The sequence below is a fragment of the Pseudoalteromonas sp. HL-AS1 genome (assembly GCF_031198785.1).
GTDB classification, from domain to species: Bacteria; Pseudomonadota; Gammaproteobacteria; order Enterobacterales; family Alteromonadaceae; genus Pseudoalteromonas; species Pseudoalteromonas distincta.
Genome location: NZ_CP133569.1, coordinates 2,195,608 through 2,213,245, shown reverse-complemented (window position 1 = coordinate 2,213,245; position 17,638 = coordinate 2,195,608). Strand labels below are relative to the sequence as shown.

Sequence of the window (17,638 nt, the reverse complement as noted above, 5' to 3'; positions counted from 1 at the left end):
TTTAATAAGCCGCTTTAATAGCGGCTTTTTTATGTACCACTAATTTATAAACAAAAGGGTTCTCATGAGAATTTTAGTTATTATTGCAGCGTTATTTTTAACTGCCTGTAATACCACGCAAGGCATATCAGTATATTCATTTACTAACTCTGAGGTTGAGTCTGTACTGGGTAAGCAATTACCAAAGTTAAGTGAAAAAGTAAGCTTAATGGGTTTGCCAGTTCAGTTTGATGTAAATGATTTGAGCGTAAATATTGGGCCTGATAACCGCGACGTTGTTGTTCTTGGTGCTGATTCAAGCGCTGAAATTAATGCATTCGCACTTAAATACCCAGTGCGTTTAAAGCTACAAATTGAAGGTAGCCCATTTTACGACAGTGAGAAAAAAGCGGTGTTTTTACGTAATATTAAATTACTTGATTCGAGTGTTGATGCCGGTGGTTTCAAAGGTAATTTAGGTGCACTTGATAGCCAAGCAATGGATGTGATTAATGCTTTTTTAGCGGTTAACCCTGTTTATACTCTAAATATGGATGACCCTAAAATGATGCTACTTAGTAAGCTTCCACTTGATATGAAAGTGGTTGAAGGTGCAATTAAGCTAGTACCTCGTCTATAAGTAGATCTACCTACTTATAATATACGTATTAATTAGCCTGACTTTCAGGCTAATTAGGTTTTAATATTATGGCGGCTCCTCGTACTGTTCCCACTTCTAGGCTTTCTCGCTTTGCAAAATTAGGCTCACTTGCCACAGGTGTTGCTACCAACATGTTAGTTGATGGCGCTAAGAGCGCGCTAACAGGTAAAGGTTGGGACAATAAAAGCTTACTGCTACAACCTAAAAACATTGAAAAACTAGCTATACAGCTATCTCATTTACGTGGCGCCGCAATGAAGCTCGGGCAATTGCTTTCAATGGATGCCGGTGATTTACTTAGTCCTGAATTGTCTCAGTTACTTGCTTTACTGCGCTCAGACGCGAATCCAATGCCTCATAAGCAGCTTGTTGAAGTGTTAAAAGAGCAATGGGGGGATGAGTGGCTAGCGCGTTTTTCTCATATTGAATTAAGACCTTTTGCAGCGGCTTCTATAGGGCAAGTTCATTTAGCTTACAAGGAGAATGGTGAGCAACTGGCTGTTAAAATTCAATACCCTGGTATTGCAAAAAGTGTAGTAAGTGATGTCGATAACGTTATTTCTTTATTAACGATTTCTCGATTATTGCCAAAAGATCTTAATATTAAACCACTTATTAGTGAGGCTAAAGCGCAGTTATTAGCCGAGGCTGATTATAAGCGGGAGGCTCAGTACTTAATACGTTATAAAAATGCACTAGCAACTAATCCCCACTTTAAAGTGCCTAACGTATATCCAGAGCACAGCACACAACAAGTACTTACTATGGAATATATAAAAGCAGAGCCCATTGAGAGCATTACACAGCTACCTGATAGTCAAAAAAGCTTTGTTGCAGAGCAACTTATTGATTTGTTTTTTAAAGAAATGTTTGAATTTAAATTAATTCAAACCGACCCTAACTTTGCCAATTTTCATTATCAGCTTGATACACAAAAAATTGTTTTATTTGATTTTGGTGCAACCCGAGAAATATCAACAGAGCTTAGTTTAGCGTATTTAGCTTTATTTAAAGCGGGTAGTGAAAACAACAGAGAAGGTGTACTTAAAGCGGCTTCACATATTGGTTATTTTAAAAATGACTTAGTTGATGAGTATAAAAACAACGTCATTGATTTATTCTTAATGGCGTGCGAGCCACTAAGAGCAGAAGGAAAATTTGATTTTAAAAACAGCGAACTCGCGCTCAAAATTAAAAATGCAGGGCTTGCTCTTAGTGCACAATCTCAGCAATGGCACACACCGCCCGTTGATGCCCTATTTATTCACCGAAAACTTGCAGGGCTTTATTTAATAGCCGCAAGGCTAGGTGCAAAAATAGATGTGAAAACGCTATTTCAGCACTATTTATAGCGTTTTAATGGGCACGTGAGTGCATTTTAAGTAATGAGTGCACTTAGTGTGTAAAATTGCCATAATGCTCGCGATATTTCGCGAGGTGTATTTATGATAAAACAATTTTTAAATGATCCTAAATTATTGCTAAACGCAGTAGGTGAGGGCATATACGGTTTTGACCTATCGGGTAATGCGGTGTTTGTTAATCCTGCCGCTGAGCGCATGACCGGCTGGCGGGCTGAGGAGCTATTAGGTAAAAAAATACACCAATATCATCACCATACTCATGCTGATGGCACACCTTATCCCGCAGATGAATGCCAAATTTACTGCACCATGTTTGACGGCAAACGTCGTGAAGTTAAAAATGAAGTTTTTTGGCGTAAAGACGGTAGCTCATTTGCAGTGGAATACACCTCAACACCGGTTTATCAAAATGATGAGTTAATTGGTGCTGTAGCGGTATTTCGCGATATATCACTGCAACAGCAAACACAAAATGCACTGCAAGAGGCACTTGAGCAAGTAAAGCATTTAAGTGAGCAGCTAAAAGATGAAAACAACTACTTAATTGCAGAACTTAACGAAGATTGGCAAGACTCAGGGCTAGTTGGACAAAGTCATATATTTCAAACCATGTTAGATCAAATAAAACTGGTAAGTGAAACCGACAGCACAGTGCTTATACTTGGCGAAAATGGCACGGGTAAAGAATTAGTAGCCCGTAATTTGTATCGACTAAGCAAGCGTAGCGAACAAGCCTTTATAAAAGTAAATTGCGCCGCATTTACCCCAAGTTTGCTAGAATCGGAACTTTTTGGCCATGAAAAAGGCGCATTTACAGGTGCAAATGAACCCCGTAAAGGGCGTTTTGAACTTGCTGATAAAGGCACCTTGTTTTTAGATGAAATAGCAGAGCTTCCACTTGAGGCGCAAAGTAAACTGCTTAGAGTCCTCCAAGAACAAGAGTTTGAACGTGTAGGTGGCAGCAATACGCTAAAAGTAAATATTAGAGTAATTGCAGCGACTAATCGCGACCTGTGGGAAATGGTACAAAAAGGCACGTTTAGAATTGATTTGTATTATCGGCTCAATGTATTTCCTATAAAAGTACCCGCCCTTAAAGATCGAAAAGAGGATATTCCTTATTTATGCGCTAATTTAATTGCGCAGCTAAATAAACGACTGGGTAAACATTTAAAAGGGCTAAGTAAAAAAGCAATTACACAACTGCAAGCCTATGATTGGCCAGGCAACATTAGAGAGCTGCAAAATGTACTGGAACGCGAAGCTATTTTATCTAATCAGGCTGTGCTTCAGCTAAGCCAGCCTTTGCAAGCGGGTGGCGAAGTCGTTATTAATCCTTCACTTACGCTTGATGAAGCGCAAAAACAGCATATAACCTCTGTTCTTGCGTTATCGCACTGGCAAATATCGGGCGATAAAGGGGCGGCAGTTAAGTTGGGCTTACCTGAGAGTACACTACGCTCAAAAATGCGAAAGCTGGGAATCACTAAAAAATCGTGATATATCGCGATATGCGCTTTATATCGCGAGCTCGGTTTTTGTTTTTTAAAATAATTTCTTTAATATCAATGAAGTAATTAAAGTTTCAGCTTGGTCTGAAAGTTGCAAGTACTTGCTTAATACCCGTCATTATGAAGCAAGTACTATGAAGTTTGATATAAAAGAAGAAGACATGATCATTAAGCCCTATAACACCGAAGGGCCAATTTATATCCGCGAGCAAAAAGGATTTTTTCAGCGCATACGCCGTAATTTAGGTTGGCTGTTAATGCTAACTTTTATTGCAATACCGTGGATTCAATATAACGGTCAACAAGCTGTGCTGCTTGATGTGGCAACGCAAACCTTTACTATTTTTGGTTTAACACTCCTTCCTCAAGATTTTATGATTTTAGCGCTGCTATTTATGGTGGGGGCTTTTGCATTATTTTTTATAACTAACTGGCTTGGTCGGGTTTGGTGTGGATATACGTGCCCGCAAACAATATGGATGCTCATGTTTTCGTGGGTAGAGCAACGCATAGAAGGCACTCGAAATCAGCGAATTAAATTAGATAAATCACAGTGGACGCTAAGCACTTGGCGAAAAAAAATAACTAAGCACAGTGCGTGGATTGTTATTTCTATTTTAACTGCCACCTCGTTTATGGCGTATTTTATTCCGGCTAAAAGTTTGTATATGGAAATGCTTACGTTTGAATGGTCAGGTATTACGAGCTTTTGGGTGTTTTTATTCGCTTTTTGTACTTATGGCAATGCAGGGTTTTTACGCGAAAAAATGTGCACAATTGCTTGCCCTTATTCTCGTTTTCAAGCTGTTATGTTTGATAAAGATACGTTGCTTGTTACATATGATAACGAGCGAGGTGAAAGCCGAGGACCACGTAAACGCAAAGCTGACCCCAAAGAGCTTAACTTAGGTGACTGTGTAGACTGTAACTTGTGTGTAGAGGTATGCCCTGCAGGAATAGACATTCGAAATGGGTTGCAATATGAATGTATAAACTGTGGCTTATGTATTGATGCCTGCGACGATACCATGGAAAAATTTGGTTACGAAAAAGGCTTAATTAAATACGCTAGCGAAAAACAAATGGAAGGTAAAAAAACCAATCCATTTAGGTTAAAGCTAGTAGGGTACGGCGCATTAACGGCTTTGTTAATCATTTCGATGTTTGCATGGATGCTGCAACGTACACCAATAGAAGCCTCAGTACTACGCGATAGGAATGCGCTTTATAGAGTTAACTACGAGGGCCTTGTAGAAAACCCTTATACACTTACTATTATTAATAAAACGCAGCAAGCACTGCATTACAGTATTGCCATAGAGGGTTTACCAGGAGCAACGCTCTCAAGTCCGAGATCTACGCTTGTACAACCGGGTGCGATGAAAAGAGTCCCCGTTACTGTAACAGCCGATGGTTACAATATTGAGCGTAAAGTGAGTAAGTTACAATTTATTGTAACAGCGCAAGAAAACGGCAGCATTACGATAACCAAAGATAGTCAGTTTTACAAAAACTAAGATTGATAAAGCAAGGTCAATTATTTTATATCAGTTGGCCTTGCTTACTTTTTAAGTTGTGAGAAACAAACTGTTTAGCGCTATCTAAATCGGTAAATATGCACTCACTAAAATTAACGTTTCTTTTTGCACACTCTAAAATGCGCTTCATTTGATTTATAGCGATAGCTGATGTGAGTACAAACGCGCTACTTAGGCAGTTGTTTGCTTTCATTAAATGGCTAATATCTATCATTTCTTTTTCTGCCTCAGGCGTTGCAGCCAAAACATCAAAAGAATCAATAATATAGGCCCAAGGCTGATTTTTGAGTGACTTTATTTTTTCGCATAGTTCAATTTTAAACGCACGAAGAAGCCCTGAGGTGATGTATCCCGAAAAGTGAGCGATAACAACGTTATTTTCAGTATAGAGGCTTACCTGTCCATATTTGTTTTTAAACCCCAATGTATACTCCTTGAATTTGAGGGAAGGCTAACCTTATACCTTTAAATCCAACAAAACCAGTTCTTTTGGGTTGTCTTTTGTTATCAGGTTGTTTCTTTTTTTTGGCGGGTACTTAATTTAATGAGTACCCGCTCTTGAACAGTGGTTAATCTTTTGTAGAGGTTGTAATGTAATTTAGCGCGCTCGTTATAACGGCTACTTGTGCCAAAATACATTCTTCATCGGTGGCTGTTGGGCTATCTGGGTACACTTCTGTAGTAGTTACATAGGGTGCATCAGTAAAGCCCATACATAAACCTAAATCGCGTGCTGCATAGTTAATCACGCCAAATTGCTCTTGAGGTACGCCTATTAGCTGGTTATTTTCATCGCTCGGGGCAATGTGCGTGACCTTTGCCACATCTTCGATAATTACTTTTTGAAATTCAGGCTCAGGCTTATTGGTATCGGCCACTAAATAAAACCCATCAGGTATGTTCCAATTAGTGTTTGTTGTGCCTTCACGGGCAGCAAGTGCGGGTCTAAATTCACTGTTATCGCTGTCGGTTGTTTCGTGTAAATCAATATGAGCAACTAAGTCTACATCGAGTGATTTTACAAACGCCATAATAGCTGCTGACTCTTGTGCTGGGCTGCCTTCGTAAAATGAGCGGTTAGGATCAATAGCATCAGGGTTCCAGCGATTTATTGTTTCATATCCCCAAGGGCTAATGCAGGGCGCAACAACAATATTAAACTGCTCAGAGTGTTGCATAGCAGATGTTTTAGCAAATCTAAGTGCGCCATGTACGCCACTGGTTTCGTAGCCATGTACACCACCGGTGATTAAAACAGTTGGTTTATTGGCATTAAAGTTAGGCGTTTTTAATATATATAATGGGTAAGTACCAGCGGCGTAATTAAGCTCGCCGTATTGCTCTATATCTAAGGTGCTTTTAAGGTCATTAATTAGCGTTACGACTTCGTTTTGGTAACTGCGTTTAATGTTTTGGCGTGCTAACCACTGGGCTTTATCATTGTTATTCCATTTTTTGCCTGGTGTGCCAATAGGGTATGTGCTGTTAGTCATAATAAACCTTTATATCAACTGTTATTTGTTCTCCTATAAATAAGGAGGGCAATTACAATTGGTAAAATTACTTAATAAAGGCGTAGCTTAACACTGAGTAAATTAACGTGCAAATTAAAACGTTAAAGTCATATTTTTAATAGCGCGTGATTGCTGGGCTTTAATATAACTTTGGTTTGCGAACTCACCCGAAATACTACCTAGTCGTTCACGCTTTACACTAACGGTTAAACTACACGTTTTACTTTGATCTACTTGCGAGCTGCTAAACATATCTAAGCTTTGCAAATCTATTTCAAGGCGCGAAGTGCCAAGCGCAAAAAGCATTGATTGTAAAAGTGTTTCATTATTATTGTTAGTGCAGCTACTGCTAAGTTCTACTTGGCTAGTACTATTAGGATCAGTGCCATCTAGCTGAACTGTAAGGGGACTATTAATATCAAAATTTTGATTGTTACTCGGGGTTAAAATAATAAAATTTAAAGGCAACTCCACGCTCGAATTAGCATTTATGCCATCATCCCGTTTAAATTTTATATCAAACTGTTGGTTATCGTCAGTGGCATTTATATACGCTTGGTAATCAACGTCTAAAAAGTCGGTATCTTTTGTAAGTACAATAGCAGTGCTATTAACAACAGCTTGTAATGAGTCGCTATCGCTTAAAACAATGTTAGAGCCATTAGCATCGCCTGCATTTAGTTCTGCGTTAACACGCGTGCGGTTACCGTCAGAAACTAGTTCAAAACCTGCCCAAATACCTTGTGTTTTTACTAAATCCGACTCTGTTTCTGACGTGCAAGCGCATAATGCTAAAATTAAAGCCGTTGTGGTAATGCATTTTTTAAGCATGTTAGCTCCTTTAAACCACTTAATTAGGCTGTAAATAATTGTTTAATTGGGGATATACCTAACAATTATATGAAGTGTAAGTTTGTATATGTGCATTGTTACACAACAAGCTATCTATAAATGTTTAAATTTGTTAATGGTTGTAAATAAAGTATTAACCACCAGGTTTAAAAACTAACTTACCAATGAAATTGTTTACTAAGTAAGCATCGATTTAGCGCTAAATGTATTACAAAAGAGTATGTTACAATTAAGGTAAAGCATATCTTCATATTGAGTATTATGGCGCAGTATATTGCTACTCCAAGTTGGCTAGGCCGTTTTTTTACCCGTATTAAACACGTAGCTATTGAACAAGAGCGCCTTGTTGTGCATTTTAGAGGTGCTCCCGCATGGACATTTTTAATTAAAGACTTTTATAATTACTCAATATTTAAAAACCGTTTATTTAGCGCCAAAATTAATTTGTGCGACAGTAGTAATACATCAATTAGCTTTTTAAACAAATCACAAGCTAAGTCTTTAAATACCGCCCTTAATACGCAATTTTCAGCCCTGCTTGAGCAAAAGGTAAATAACGCAAAGATTTCGCTCAAGCGCTATGCTTTAGATGAGTTTTTACGTGATAGTTCCATAAAAACACTTAATAATGATGTATTTTTGCTTACCAAGCAGTACGCTAAAAGTACAAGTGTGTGGCAACAGCACTTATCGCCAAGTAGTATTAAATTTTTAAATATACTGAGCACTACACCCAATACTCACGATGCAATTGCACAGTTGCGCCATAAATATGAAAAAAAACAACTAACTCTTAAAAATGACTTTTTTAATCAAGTAGAGTCAAATCCATTAACAACAGAGCAGCGCTTAGCGGTAATACGCGATAACGATAAAAATTTAGTATTAGCGGCAGCAGGCACAGGTAAAACATCTGTGATGGTAGCAAAGTCTTTAGATTTAATAGCATGCAATATTGCCAAGCCTGAGCAAATTTTGGTGCTGGCCTATAATAAAACAGCAGCAAAGGAGCTTAAAGAGCGCTTTATTAAACGCGCCACGCATGCAAACTTGCATACCAAAGTACCCACTATTTTAACGTTTCATGCGCTTGGGCTTAAATTATTACAAAGTGCTAAAAAGCCAATCGAGTTGTCAAAATTTGCAACCGACCCAGTTCAATTAAATAGTTGGTTAACTGGGTGGGTAAGTAAAAAAATACAAACCGAGCCACAGTTTTTAAAAGCATTTGTAGATTTACTCCATGAGCCGATTGATATATTTAGCTTTAAAGATAATGCACAGTACGAGCGATACGTACGCGATAACGAATACCGTAGCCTTGCGGGTCATAAAGTAAAAAGTTATCAGGAAGTGCTTATTTCAAACTGGCTACATTTGAATTGCGTGGCGCACAGTTATGAGGTGAATTATCACTTTAATCAAGGCGCAGAGCTAAGTGGGCAATACCAACCAGACTTTTATATACCTCAATACGATATTTACTTAGAGCACTTTGGCATTGATAGGCAAGGGAATACTCGTGCCGATATAGATAAAAAACACTATAACGAGCAAATTGCATTTAAGCGTAAGTTACATAAAAAAAATGGCACCACTTTACTCGAAACCTTTCATTACAACTGGGTTGAAGGAAAGCTAGAGCAAACTCTCGCAAAGCAATTAAAGCAGCATAATGTTGAATTAACACCTATGAGTAACGACGAAATATTTCATACTTTAAATAACTCAGGGCAGTTACAGCAAGGCATTGATAAGTACATAAAATGCTTACAAGCTATTCGAGTGGAGCAACTAAGTAATAAGCAAATAGCGCAGCGCATCAAGCAAAGTGGTATTAAAAACTATCAACAATATGCAAACTTGTTAGTGCAAATTCATGACGCCTATATAAATGAACTAAGCACGCAAAATGCCATTGATTTTGACGACATGATTATTCAAGCGACAAAGGCGATAGTAAGCGGAGACTTTAATACTCCGTGGAGCCACATTTTAGTTGATGAGTTTCAAGATATATCAAGTGCGCGTATGGGCTTTTTAAATGCGATATTAAAATATGGTAACGGAATACGCTTTACTGCGGTAGGTGATGACTGGCAAGCAATTTATCGGTTCTCGGGTGGTAATTTAGCGCTTACTACACGCTTTAATGAATTAGTGGGCAGCCACTCACTTACTATGTTGCAAAAAACATTTAGATATAACAATAGTATTAGTGATGTAGCGGGGCGCTTTGTAATGCAAAACCCTGAGCAATATAAAAAGCAGATCAGCACACATACGCAAGTAACCACACCACAAGTTATTTTGTTAGACGATTTATACCAAGGCACTAAATCGATAGAAATAAAAGTACAGCAGAGCATAAGCACTATTCAAAAAAACGATGCATCAGCGAGTATTGCCATACTTAGTCGATACCGATACATGTTAAATAGCGTGCAGCAGCATTTAAAAGATAAAAAGCATACAAACCCTCTTTATTTTTGGACATTGCATAGCGCTAAGGGGCTTGAAGCCGATTACTGTATTATTATTGGTTTTGAACAAGGTAAATTAGGGTTTCCTAGCGATAATCAAAATAACGTGCTGGTGGAGTCGTTATTACCAGAGCAAGATAAATTCACTCACTCAGAAGAAAGGCGTTTGCTTTATGTAGGTATTACGCGCGCAAAACATAAAGCGTATTTAATTGCAGACCCTTATGCATGCTCAGCGTTTGTAAAAGAACTAGTAAATGACGATTATCCTATTCAAATCGGCTCCACGTTGTTTAACAAGTCGCAACTAAAGCAAAGAGAGTGTAATACGTGCAGCGACGGATTAATTGTGCCAAAAACGGGTCAGTATGGTGATTATTATAGCTGTACTAATACGCAGATTTGCGAAACTAAACTACGAGTGTGTAAAAGCTGTAGTAGCCCATCGGTTGATAAAAGCACGTATTCACAATGTGTGAATACAGAGTGTAAAACGCAGCATCCAATTTGTGAAAAGTGTGGTCGCGAAATGCGTAAACGAAAATCTAAGCACGGTGAATTTTTAGGATGCAGTGGTTTCGCGCTTAAAGAGGATAACTGTAAAAACACTCGAAAAATGAATATTTAACGGCTAACGAGCAGGTTTACACCTGTCTATTTTATAGAACAATGTAAATAGAAATTATATTCATTTGATTGATTTTAACAAGTTATCAATGTCTAATAGAAGAATGAGCTTTAACTGTTGTTTATTATGCATTTTTTCAATAGGTTCTTTTTATTAAACGATCACTATTCAGCCCCTGATCAGGTTGCTAATTGGCGAGTAAGTGCACTGCGCATTATTCTATCATTAGTAATGGTGTTATGTTTTGCTGTGGTGTGCCACACGTACGCAAGCGCTATTGAGTTTAACTTAATTTATATTGTTGTATTAACAAGCAGTTTTTTTGCGACTGTATGCGGTTTGCTTATAGCAAGTAAGCTTTTTTATCACTTCAGCGCTCATGTACTTTTAATAGCCATTGTAGCTGCTAGCGTGTCAATGAACTTATTTTTAACAGACCTAGAGCTTGCTAAAGTGGGCTCTATGTATATGTATTCCTGCCCAATAATCGCACTTATGCTCCTTGGTTATAGAACAGCCCTTGCTTATGGCGTATTAAATATTGTACCGTTTTATATGATTATCAATAACGTTGATGTATCGGGCTTAACTGGCATTGCTCAACAACTTCCCGATGCCAGCTTATACATTACAGGGCTTATATTCTTATTTTTTAACATTTGTATTCCCCTTGCTGTGGCACGCACAATTGTGGCTGCTAAGCGTTTAAACAAAACAATGATAAGCGCTAATACACACCTTAAAGATAAAAATGAGCTTTATCGAAGCTTGTTCACCGAATCAAATAAAGCCAAAATTATTGTTGACGAAAACCTTGTCATTACTGATTTTAATCAACACGCTATTGATATGTTTGGTATAAAAAAAGAATTAAAAGAAGAATGCGTTAACCTTTCTCATTTATTTCCTACTTTAGTTTTTGACGCCCCTAATGCTCAAAATAAAATTGTGAAGTACAAAAAAAGCTATTTTAAAGCCTGCTACCAGCAAATAACAATGAGTACAAACTACCGTGTATACGACTTTTACGATTGCACGCAAGAGCAGCTCATTAAACAAAACTTATCGATGATGGAACAAGAAAATAAACGTTTACGCTTTAGAGACTCGCAAACAAAACTCCCCAATAGAGAATGGTTTGAGCTGCAATGCAACAGATTAACAAGCAAATACCAAAAAGGTTTTTTTATCGTTGTTACCCAAAGTGCAAATAGTGAATACTTAAATTTAAAGCTCACTAAAGCCGACTCTCAAGCATTACTTATTAACGCGTATAAGCGTTTAAAGGCGATGGCAGATGGGCCGTTGTTGTGTGCCCATATAGGAGAAGGAAAGCTTGCTTTTATAATTGGCGCAAACTCGCAAAACGAGCTTGAAGATAAGCTATTAATGCAAATAAAAAATACATTAGATAAAACTTATAATGTGTTTGGCACTAAGTGTCAGCAATCATTTTTATTTGGTTTTGCAAAGTATCCTGATCACGGAAAAAACAGCACAACAGTACTTAGTAATGCGTGCGAAGCACTTAAAGTTGCAAACTGTAATATGCCTCTAAGTGGTTATAACGAAAAGCAATCACAAGCTTTTATCGAAAAATACGAAATTTCGATGTTATTAGACGAAGCGCTTCAGCAGGGCGATTTGTCGGTACACTATCAACCTAAAGTAGATGCAACGGGTAAATGTATAGGGCTTGAAGCTTTAGCGCGTTGGAACAGTCCTATACTAGGTAATGTGTCGCCAGTGGTATTTATTCCTATTGCTGAAGAATACAGAATGGTCAGTAGGTTAACCGATCTGATTATTCAAAAAGTCTGCGCTCAAATTGCCAATTGGACTAAGGCGGGTTTACCGAGTGTGCCGGTGGCAATAAATATATCTCTAATTGATTTTAGCCAAAACGATTTTATGTCAAAACTGGTTAAATACCTTGCCGACTTCAACGTAAAGCCACCTCAAATAGAGTTAGAACTGACTGAAACCTCTCTTGAGGCAAACCAAGCGCATTCGCTAAAGCTTATGCAAACACTGCAATCGTGGGGTTTTACTATTTCGGTTGATGATTTTGGAGTGGGGTATTCTAATATTGCACGCCTTGCCGATTACCCTATTAACAAACTTAAGTTAGATCGCTCATTAATCAGCCAAGTAACAAGTTCTACGCGTCAAAAAAGTTTAGTTAAAGCGGTGCACGTTATGTGTGAAGAGCTTGATATTAAGTGTGTAGCTGAAGGAGTAGAAACCCAAGAGCAAGTAGCAATAATGGCGCAAATGGGGTGTAAAGAATTTCAGGGCTTTTACTTTGCGAAACCAATGTCAGCCGAAAATTTTGCAGAGCATGTTAGCCGCCATGGCTTAGTGTTTAACCCCAAAGAGATGACGGCTCAACTTTAAATGTATAGCAGGTATTTTATTACCTAGTTACAGAGCTGTTGGGCGTTTATAGTTATTTCGCACTGATGAATAACTCCTGCTCCCCAATGCTGTATATCTGATTGAGCAGTACAGCCTGCATCTTCAATTAAAGCTGTATTGGCATCACATAAAAGTAGCACTGCGTTATCATCTTGTACGTTTACAATAAGCGTGTATTCCCCAAAAGGTGCAAGTTTGCTTAAATCGTTATTAACAGCGGCTTTTAATAACTCATCAGTTGTTGAATAGGATGTTTCACTAAATTTTAGTGTGCCATCAACGGCTGTAGCAATATCTTTTAATTGTGAGGCTAAGTCGGCCATCACTTCTGGATTGTTTTTTTTAGGAGTGTAGCAACCGCTAAGTAATACTATGAGGCTTATATAAAGTAAGTGTTTCATTTTATTTGCTCCATACCGTCATCGTGTTGTGTTCATCGTAGCCTGTATCTAGGTTCCAATTTTTAATTGCACTGTAATCAGTATCTAAAAATACGGCATTGGCAATAATGGTTATGTAGTGCTGAATATTGCTAACAGCAAAGTCAAAAATATCGTTGTAATGCATAGGCTCGTGCGGCGTTTTTAGTTGTTCAATAAAAGTGGGGGCTACTTCGTTTGGGCGAGGATAAAACAAGCCTAAATCAGCAGCAACATGGCGTGCACAGGCAAATAATCGATAGCTTTCTTCAACATTATTTACTACAAGCTGAAAACCGTTATGCCATGAATTAAAGTTAGGAGCGTGTTGTGCTGCGTAGCTTGGGTGAACCGTTAATAAAGCATGTCGCCAAATTTTTGCAATATCGGTATCAAAATTATCGTCTTTGTTAGTACAAGATCCAATATTTTGTTGCACGCGGTCAGCATAACCTAACTCACCTAAGTTTAAACGTTGCCAAATAAACGCGTCTTGATTCATTTCGCAGGTACGGTGCGCCGTTTGGTTTTGCGCGTAAGGGCCTACTTTTAATTCAACAACCGGATGCACTGTTATATCTGCAGCAACATGGGCCATATAACCGCATAACCAGGCAAAACACTTTTCAAATGCTTCACCTTCAAGTGTTTTACAGTATTTAATCATGGCTTTAAGTAAATCGCCTGTGTGCTCATAGTGCATTAGGTCGGCCCACGCATTTTGGCTAGGCTGCGCTACAGCTAAGTAAGGATAATCGGGGGCTACACAGCCTAGTTCAAGGTATGCTTGGCGTTGGCTTAAAATAAGCTTTGCTTTTTTAGGCATATCCATTTTAGCGAGTGACTTTGTTTGCGTTGCAATATTAACAGCAGTGATGTGCGCAAAAGCACCTGGCATTGTCATATCCTTATGATTTATTAATAAGGGTACAGATTAACATTGAGAGGGGGTTAAATAAAGCCAACTAAATGCAAGTATAGCGGGGTAAACACCTATTAAATTAGCTGCTCAACTAATTGGCCATTCTCGTATAATTTAGCATGTTGACGTTTATGCTCTTCAAATAGGTAAGCTCTTAGTTGCTCTTGACCGCTATGAATTTGCGTTATTTTAGCGGCTATACCTTGCGTGCTTTGCCTTACGGGTTCTATTTCCATCGAAATACTTTGTTTGTTAGGCAAAATAAATTCCATGTGCTGCGATTTATTTAAATGGTTACCTTTTCTGAGGGGTTTTAAAAACATCCCCGTGTTTGATATTGATTCAATTTTAAACCCTTGGCTTTTAATATTTAGCTCACTCCAGCGCCAACTGCGCAGTGTGCCTTGTGTGTCTATTACTTCGGGGGCGTTTAAAATAGGTTTGATTATACCGGCGCTATCAATTTTTAAGTCCAACGGAAACCATAACTGATAGTGTGCAACTTCTGCGAGCAGGGTTAAATTAGCGCTACTAAGTAAGTGAGCAATATTGGCTGGTACTGAACTTTGTAACGTTAAAACGTGACTGTTGTGAGCATGTGACTTTTTATTAGGCTTAAATAACTCAGCAAAAAAATTTATCTCTTCATTAGAAAAGTCCATATTTCACCCCAGTTACATAAAATGATTCACCACCGTAATTTAAACAATGAAATTGGTCAATAAATGCTCCGTTTGAATTTGTTTAGATAATATTTACAAAGACAGAGGGGTAAACTAAACAATGTATTTAAATGCAGTGCTCAACCCGAACGTTTTTCAGAGACTTGAATTATTTAACATTTATAAAAATATATTTAGGCGCAAGTGGCTAGCTGTTAAACTACAGCACATTAGTTTTATTATTTATATTAGAGTTTACATTATGATATGTGCATTTTTACGTGATCAAGAGCCGAAGTTACTGGGTATGGTAGTGGCATTGGTCGGTGCAGGATTTTCAATAAATGCAGTGGCTCAAGAGCAAAGCCAAACTTTAATTTTAGTGGGGTCAGAGCTTACTACCTGTACTAGCGCCAAGCTTAATAATTGCCAAAAAGAGGCTGTTATTGATGGTAAGTCACATAATTTATATACACTTAGCAGCTCTCAAATAAAAAACATCGCGCAGCATTGGCCTAATAATAATGTTGAGGCAAAAACGGCTGTATTAAAAACACTTAAAACCATACAAAGTAAATCGTCAAATAGCTTATCAAAAACAGATTTACTCTGGCAGTGGCGCGATATAAATAATCAGCAATTAGAAAGTCTAACTCAGCAAGAGTACAACTTTGTATTTGATATGCTAGAAGTACCGCTACTTAATAAAAACGGTGAGCGTTTAAAAGAGCAAGTAAATACCGATTTTAATAATGAGGTTGCGACTAATAATATTTTACAATTTGTGTCGGGCAGTTTAAAAGTTAATAACGCAAAACCAACCATGCTTGCTATTACGGCTTCGAGCCGCGACCCTTATGAGTCGGCAGATGTAGCGCAAAGTCTTTTGGCACAATCAAATATAAACACTCAATGGTTAGCACTAACGCCAGCGCTTGCTAAAGCGATTACAAGTAACTCGTGCGATGAATTACCTGCGCTTAGAAATACATTAATGAATGTGTATAACCGTGAAGTGATTTATCCAGAGTACACAAAGGCCGAATACGCTTTATGTAAAAATGGCACTAATGCACTTGTATCACTTATTAAAAATAGTACCGGTGTGATGTTTAATAGCGGTAATACAGCATTAACTCACAAGGTATTATTTGATCAAAACAATAACCCATACCCGTGGACGCAAGCATTGCAAACTCGCCCAGTAATTGTAGGTGAAGGAGCCGGTGCTGCAATCCAAAGTAAAGTGACGGGCATGCTTACAAATACGACAAGCCTTGAGGCACTTCGTAAAAGTGAAAATAACACTAATGCTGGTGGGCTGGGCAGTTTTAACTCTGGTGTACTAGATACTCAATTTAGCGAACAAAATCGTACATTTAGGCTTGCAGCAGCGCTAAATAAAAACGAAGTGAAAAATACTAAAACAGAGATTCAACATGGATTTGGTATTGATGAAAATACAGCCTTAGTTGTTATTAAATCGCCAGAAGGTAGTTTAATAACCGTAATAGGCAAAAGTGGTGTAGTGCATTTGGCTAACCAAGGTAAAGCCCAACCTGGGAGTAAGGGCTATAGCTATTCGTACTGGCCTACAAGCAGTGTAATTGAAATTACCAATAATACGTTTACCTTAAGCGCACGCACAATAGATGAAGCGTTACCCGCTATAAAAATACCTCCATTGCCAGTGCAGCGTTTTGGCTCAATTTTAACAAATTCAAAACTGCGTTCACTTACTCAAGCTATGTGTTTAAGCCAAGAGCAAAGTGCGGTAGCCCAACAAGACGAGTTTATAATTAGCCTTACAGCAACGAGTGACACACAGTATCATCGCATCAATGCAAAAGAGTTTGGTTGTGCGCTAAGCAATTTAGAGTTAGCTATAAAGTCGATTTAGTGACTAACCTGAGCCAAGGGTTTAAGTTTTTGGCTCTTCTCTATAAAATAGCCACCATAATGATTTAAAAGCCTTACTAAAAGAGTGTTAAAATGAATAAAGATAATGATGTAATTTCTAGTCTAGCCGAATTAGAAAGCTTTTTATTAAATGTAGAAAACGGCGGTCTTGGCCTTAAGGGTGTTTCGGGCGTTGGTATGGCAACAAACAATAGTGATGGTAGTCGTTTTGTAGCCGTGTTTGACGATAATCAAAAATTACTTTTAGCGCGCGGTATTACAGAAGATGTATTCCAAACCGGGCAAGATATGGTACGTAATGGTGTAGGGCGCAAGCACTAGTACTTTAATAAAAAAGCGCTTAGAGCGCTTTTTTATTTTAATTTCAATAAATTGAAATAAAATGCCTTCATATAGATTCCACAAAGGCCACTTCAAGTTAATAACAATTAAATACAACCCCCCTCAAAAACCACAAAACTAGCCAGCTAAACTCAGTTTTATTAAGTGCGCTTAGATAAATAAGATAGTGCTACGGATAAATTGTAGAATCAAAACAGATGAATTTTGGCTATATTTTGAAGAGAAGTTTAACTTATTGATATAGGTTTAGTTAATTGGTCGGTATGGAGAGATTCGAACTCTCGACCCCTGCCACCCCATGACAGTGCGCTACCAGGCTGCGCTACATACCGACGTTGAGTGCAATAGTACGTGTATTTTTTTAAAAATCAATAAGCGATTGTTTGTTTGGGTATTTATTACGCAAGAGGCCTAAAAAGGCGCCC

At 38.1% G+C, this 17,638-nt stretch carries 14 protein-coding genes and 1 tRNA gene; 8 read left to right on the top strand and 7 right to left on the bottom strand.

The genetic code is table 11. The features are described from left to right. Positions 1 to 64: 64 nt before the first annotated feature. From RB214_RS10275 to ccoG, 4 genes are all read left to right on the top strand, one after another. A complete protein-coding gene (locus RB214_RS10275) occupies positions 65 to 619 on the top strand; it encodes a DUF1439 domain-containing protein (protein ID WP_002960677.1) in 555 nt (184 codons plus the stop codon). A gap of 68 nt (positions 620 to 687) precedes the next feature. Beyond that, positions 688 to 1,992 carry an AarF/ABC1/UbiB kinase family protein gene (locus RB214_RS10270; protein ID WP_309166601.1) on the top strand — a complete coding sequence of 435 codons (1,305 nt, stop codon included), beginning with the start codon at positions 688 to 690 and terminating at the stop codon, positions 1,990 to 1,992. 93 nt (positions 1,993 to 2,085) lie between these two features. Beyond that, positions 2,086 to 3,504: a sigma-54-dependent Fis family transcriptional regulator gene (locus RB214_RS10265; protein ID WP_182195888.1), complete on the top strand. Its 1,419-nt coding sequence runs from the start codon at positions 2,086 to 2,088 to the stop codon at positions 3,502 to 3,504. Between the two features lie 145 nt (positions 3,505 to 3,649). Then, positions 3,650 to 5,032, top strand: a complete 1,383-nt coding sequence (ccoG, locus tag RB214_RS10260; protein WP_309166597.1) for a cytochrome c oxidase accessory protein CcoG — start codon at positions 3,650 to 3,652, stop codon at positions 5,030 to 5,032. Between the two features lie 25 nt (positions 5,033 to 5,057). Here ccoG and RB214_RS10255 read toward each other — a convergent pair whose 3' ends face one another. The 3 genes from RB214_RS10255 to RB214_RS10245 all read right to left on the bottom strand — a co-directional run bounded on the left by RB214_RS10255 (position 5,058) and on the right by RB214_RS10245 (position 7,398). Continuing rightward, entirely contained in the window at positions 5,058 to 5,477 is a 420-nt protein-coding gene (locus RB214_RS10255) for a hypothetical protein (RefSeq protein WP_309166596.1), read from the bottom strand. A 145-nt stretch (positions 5,478 to 5,622) separates the two neighbouring features. Continuing rightward, positions 5,623 to 6,546, bottom strand: coding sequence for a M14 family metallocarboxypeptidase (locus tag RB214_RS10250; RefSeq protein ID WP_309166595.1), 924 nt, complete (start codon positions 6,544 to 6,546; stop codon positions 5,623 to 5,625). A 114-nt stretch (positions 6,547 to 6,660) separates the two neighbouring features. Further along, entirely contained in the window at positions 6,661 to 7,398 is a 738-nt protein-coding gene (locus RB214_RS10245; protein WP_309166593.1) for a hypothetical protein, read from the bottom strand. Between the two features lie 282 nt (positions 7,399 to 7,680). Between RB214_RS10245 and RB214_RS10240 the strand changes: the two genes are divergently transcribed. Continuing rightward, positions 7,681 to 10,530 (top strand): UvrD-helicase domain-containing protein, encoded by a 2,850-nt coding sequence (locus tag RB214_RS10240; protein ID WP_309166591.1) that lies wholly within the window; start codon positions 7,681 to 7,683, stop codon positions 10,528 to 10,530. 126 nt (positions 10,531 to 10,656) lie between these two features. After that, positions 10,657 to 12,927, top strand: a complete 2,271-nt coding sequence (locus RB214_RS10235; protein WP_309166590.1) for an EAL domain-containing protein — start codon at positions 10,657 to 10,659, stop codon at positions 12,925 to 12,927. Positions 12,928 to 12,950: 23 nt separating this feature from the next. On the opposite strand, the gene RB214_RS10230 is transcribed toward RB214_RS10235, so the two are convergent. The 3 genes from RB214_RS10230 to RB214_RS10220 all read right to left on the bottom strand — a co-directional run bounded on the left by RB214_RS10230 (position 12,951) and on the right by RB214_RS10220 (position 14,951). Next, positions 12,951 to 13,349: a hypothetical protein gene (locus tag RB214_RS10230; RefSeq protein ID WP_002960664.1), complete on the bottom strand. Its 399-nt coding sequence runs from the start codon at positions 13,347 to 13,349 to the stop codon at positions 12,951 to 12,953. A gap of 1 nt (position 13,350) precedes the next feature. Further along, positions 13,351 to 14,265 (bottom strand): zinc dependent phospholipase C family protein, encoded by a 915-nt coding sequence (locus RB214_RS10225; RefSeq protein ID WP_309166586.1) that lies wholly within the window; start codon positions 14,263 to 14,265, stop codon positions 13,351 to 13,353. Between the two features lie 98 nt (positions 14,266 to 14,363). Beyond that, the gene (locus RB214_RS10220) at positions 14,364 to 14,951 is read right to left on the bottom strand and encodes a hypothetical protein (protein ID WP_024590532.1); all 588 of its coding nucleotides are present in this window, start codon (positions 14,949 to 14,951) and stop codon (positions 14,364 to 14,366) included. 262 nt (positions 14,952 to 15,213) lie between these two features. Between RB214_RS10220 and RB214_RS10215 the strand changes: the two genes are divergently transcribed. Both RB214_RS10215 and RB214_RS10210 read left to right on the top strand, forming a co-directional pair. Further along, the gene (locus RB214_RS10215) at positions 15,214 to 16,851 is read left to right on the top strand and encodes a cyanophycinase (protein WP_309166583.1); all 1,638 of its coding nucleotides are present in this window, start codon (positions 15,214 to 15,216) and stop codon (positions 16,849 to 16,851) included. A 92-nt stretch (positions 16,852 to 16,943) separates the two neighbouring features. Then, on the top strand, positions 16,944 to 17,192 hold the full coding sequence (locus tag RB214_RS10210) for a hypothetical protein (RefSeq protein WP_309166582.1): 249 nt from the start codon (positions 16,944 to 16,946) through the stop codon (positions 17,190 to 17,192). Positions 17,193 to 17,468: 276 nt separating this feature from the next. Here RB214_RS10210 and RB214_RS10205 read toward each other — a convergent pair. Continuing rightward, a tRNA-Pro gene (locus RB214_RS10205) sits at positions 17,469 to 17,545 on the bottom strand. Positions 17,546 to 17,638 lie beyond the last annotated feature (93 nt).

Bases quoted from the DNA above. Each gene is read 5' to 3' on its own strand.
- RB214_RS10275 (WP_002960677.1), top strand. From the start codon at position 65: ATGAGAATTTTAGTTATTATTGCAGCGTTATTTTTAACTGCCTGTAAT.
- RB214_RS10270 (WP_309166601.1), top strand. From the start codon at position 688: ATGGCGGCTCCTCGTACTGTTCCCACTTCTAGGCTTTCTCGCTTTGCA.
- RB214_RS10265 (WP_182195888.1), top strand. From the start codon at position 2,086: ATGATAAAACAATTTTTAAATGATCCTAAATTATTGCTAAACGCAGTA.
- ccoG (WP_309166597.1), top strand. From the start codon at position 3,650: ATGAAGTTTGATATAAAAGAAGAAGACATGATCATTAAGCCCTATAAC.
- RB214_RS10250 (WP_309166595.1), bottom strand. From the start codon at position 6,546: ATGACTAACAGCACATACCCTATTGGCACACCAGGCAAAAAATGGAAT.
- RB214_RS10245 (WP_309166593.1), bottom strand. From the start codon at position 7,398: ATGCTTAAAAAATGCATTACCACAACGGCTTTAATTTTAGCATTATGC.
- RB214_RS10240 (WP_309166591.1), top strand. From the start codon at position 7,681: ATGGCGCAGTATATTGCTACTCCAAGTTGGCTAGGCCGTTTTTTTACC.
- RB214_RS10235 (WP_309166590.1), top strand. From the start codon at position 10,657: ATGCATTTTTTCAATAGGTTCTTTTTATTAAACGATCACTATTCAGCC.
- RB214_RS10230 (WP_002960664.1), bottom strand. From the start codon at position 13,349: ATGAAACACTTACTTTATATAAGCCTCATAGTATTACTTAGCGGTTGC.
- RB214_RS10225 (WP_309166586.1), bottom strand. From the start codon at position 14,265: ATGCCAGGTGCTTTTGCGCACATCACTGCTGTTAATATTGCAACGCAA.
- RB214_RS10220 (WP_024590532.1), bottom strand. From the start codon at position 14,951: ATGGACTTTTCTAATGAAGAGATAAATTTTTTTGCTGAGTTATTTAAG.
- RB214_RS10215 (WP_309166583.1), top strand. From the start codon at position 15,214: ATGATATGTGCATTTTTACGTGATCAAGAGCCGAAGTTACTGGGTATG.
- RB214_RS10210 (WP_309166582.1), top strand. From the start codon at position 16,944: ATGAATAAAGATAATGATGTAATTTCTAGTCTAGCCGAATTAGAAAGC.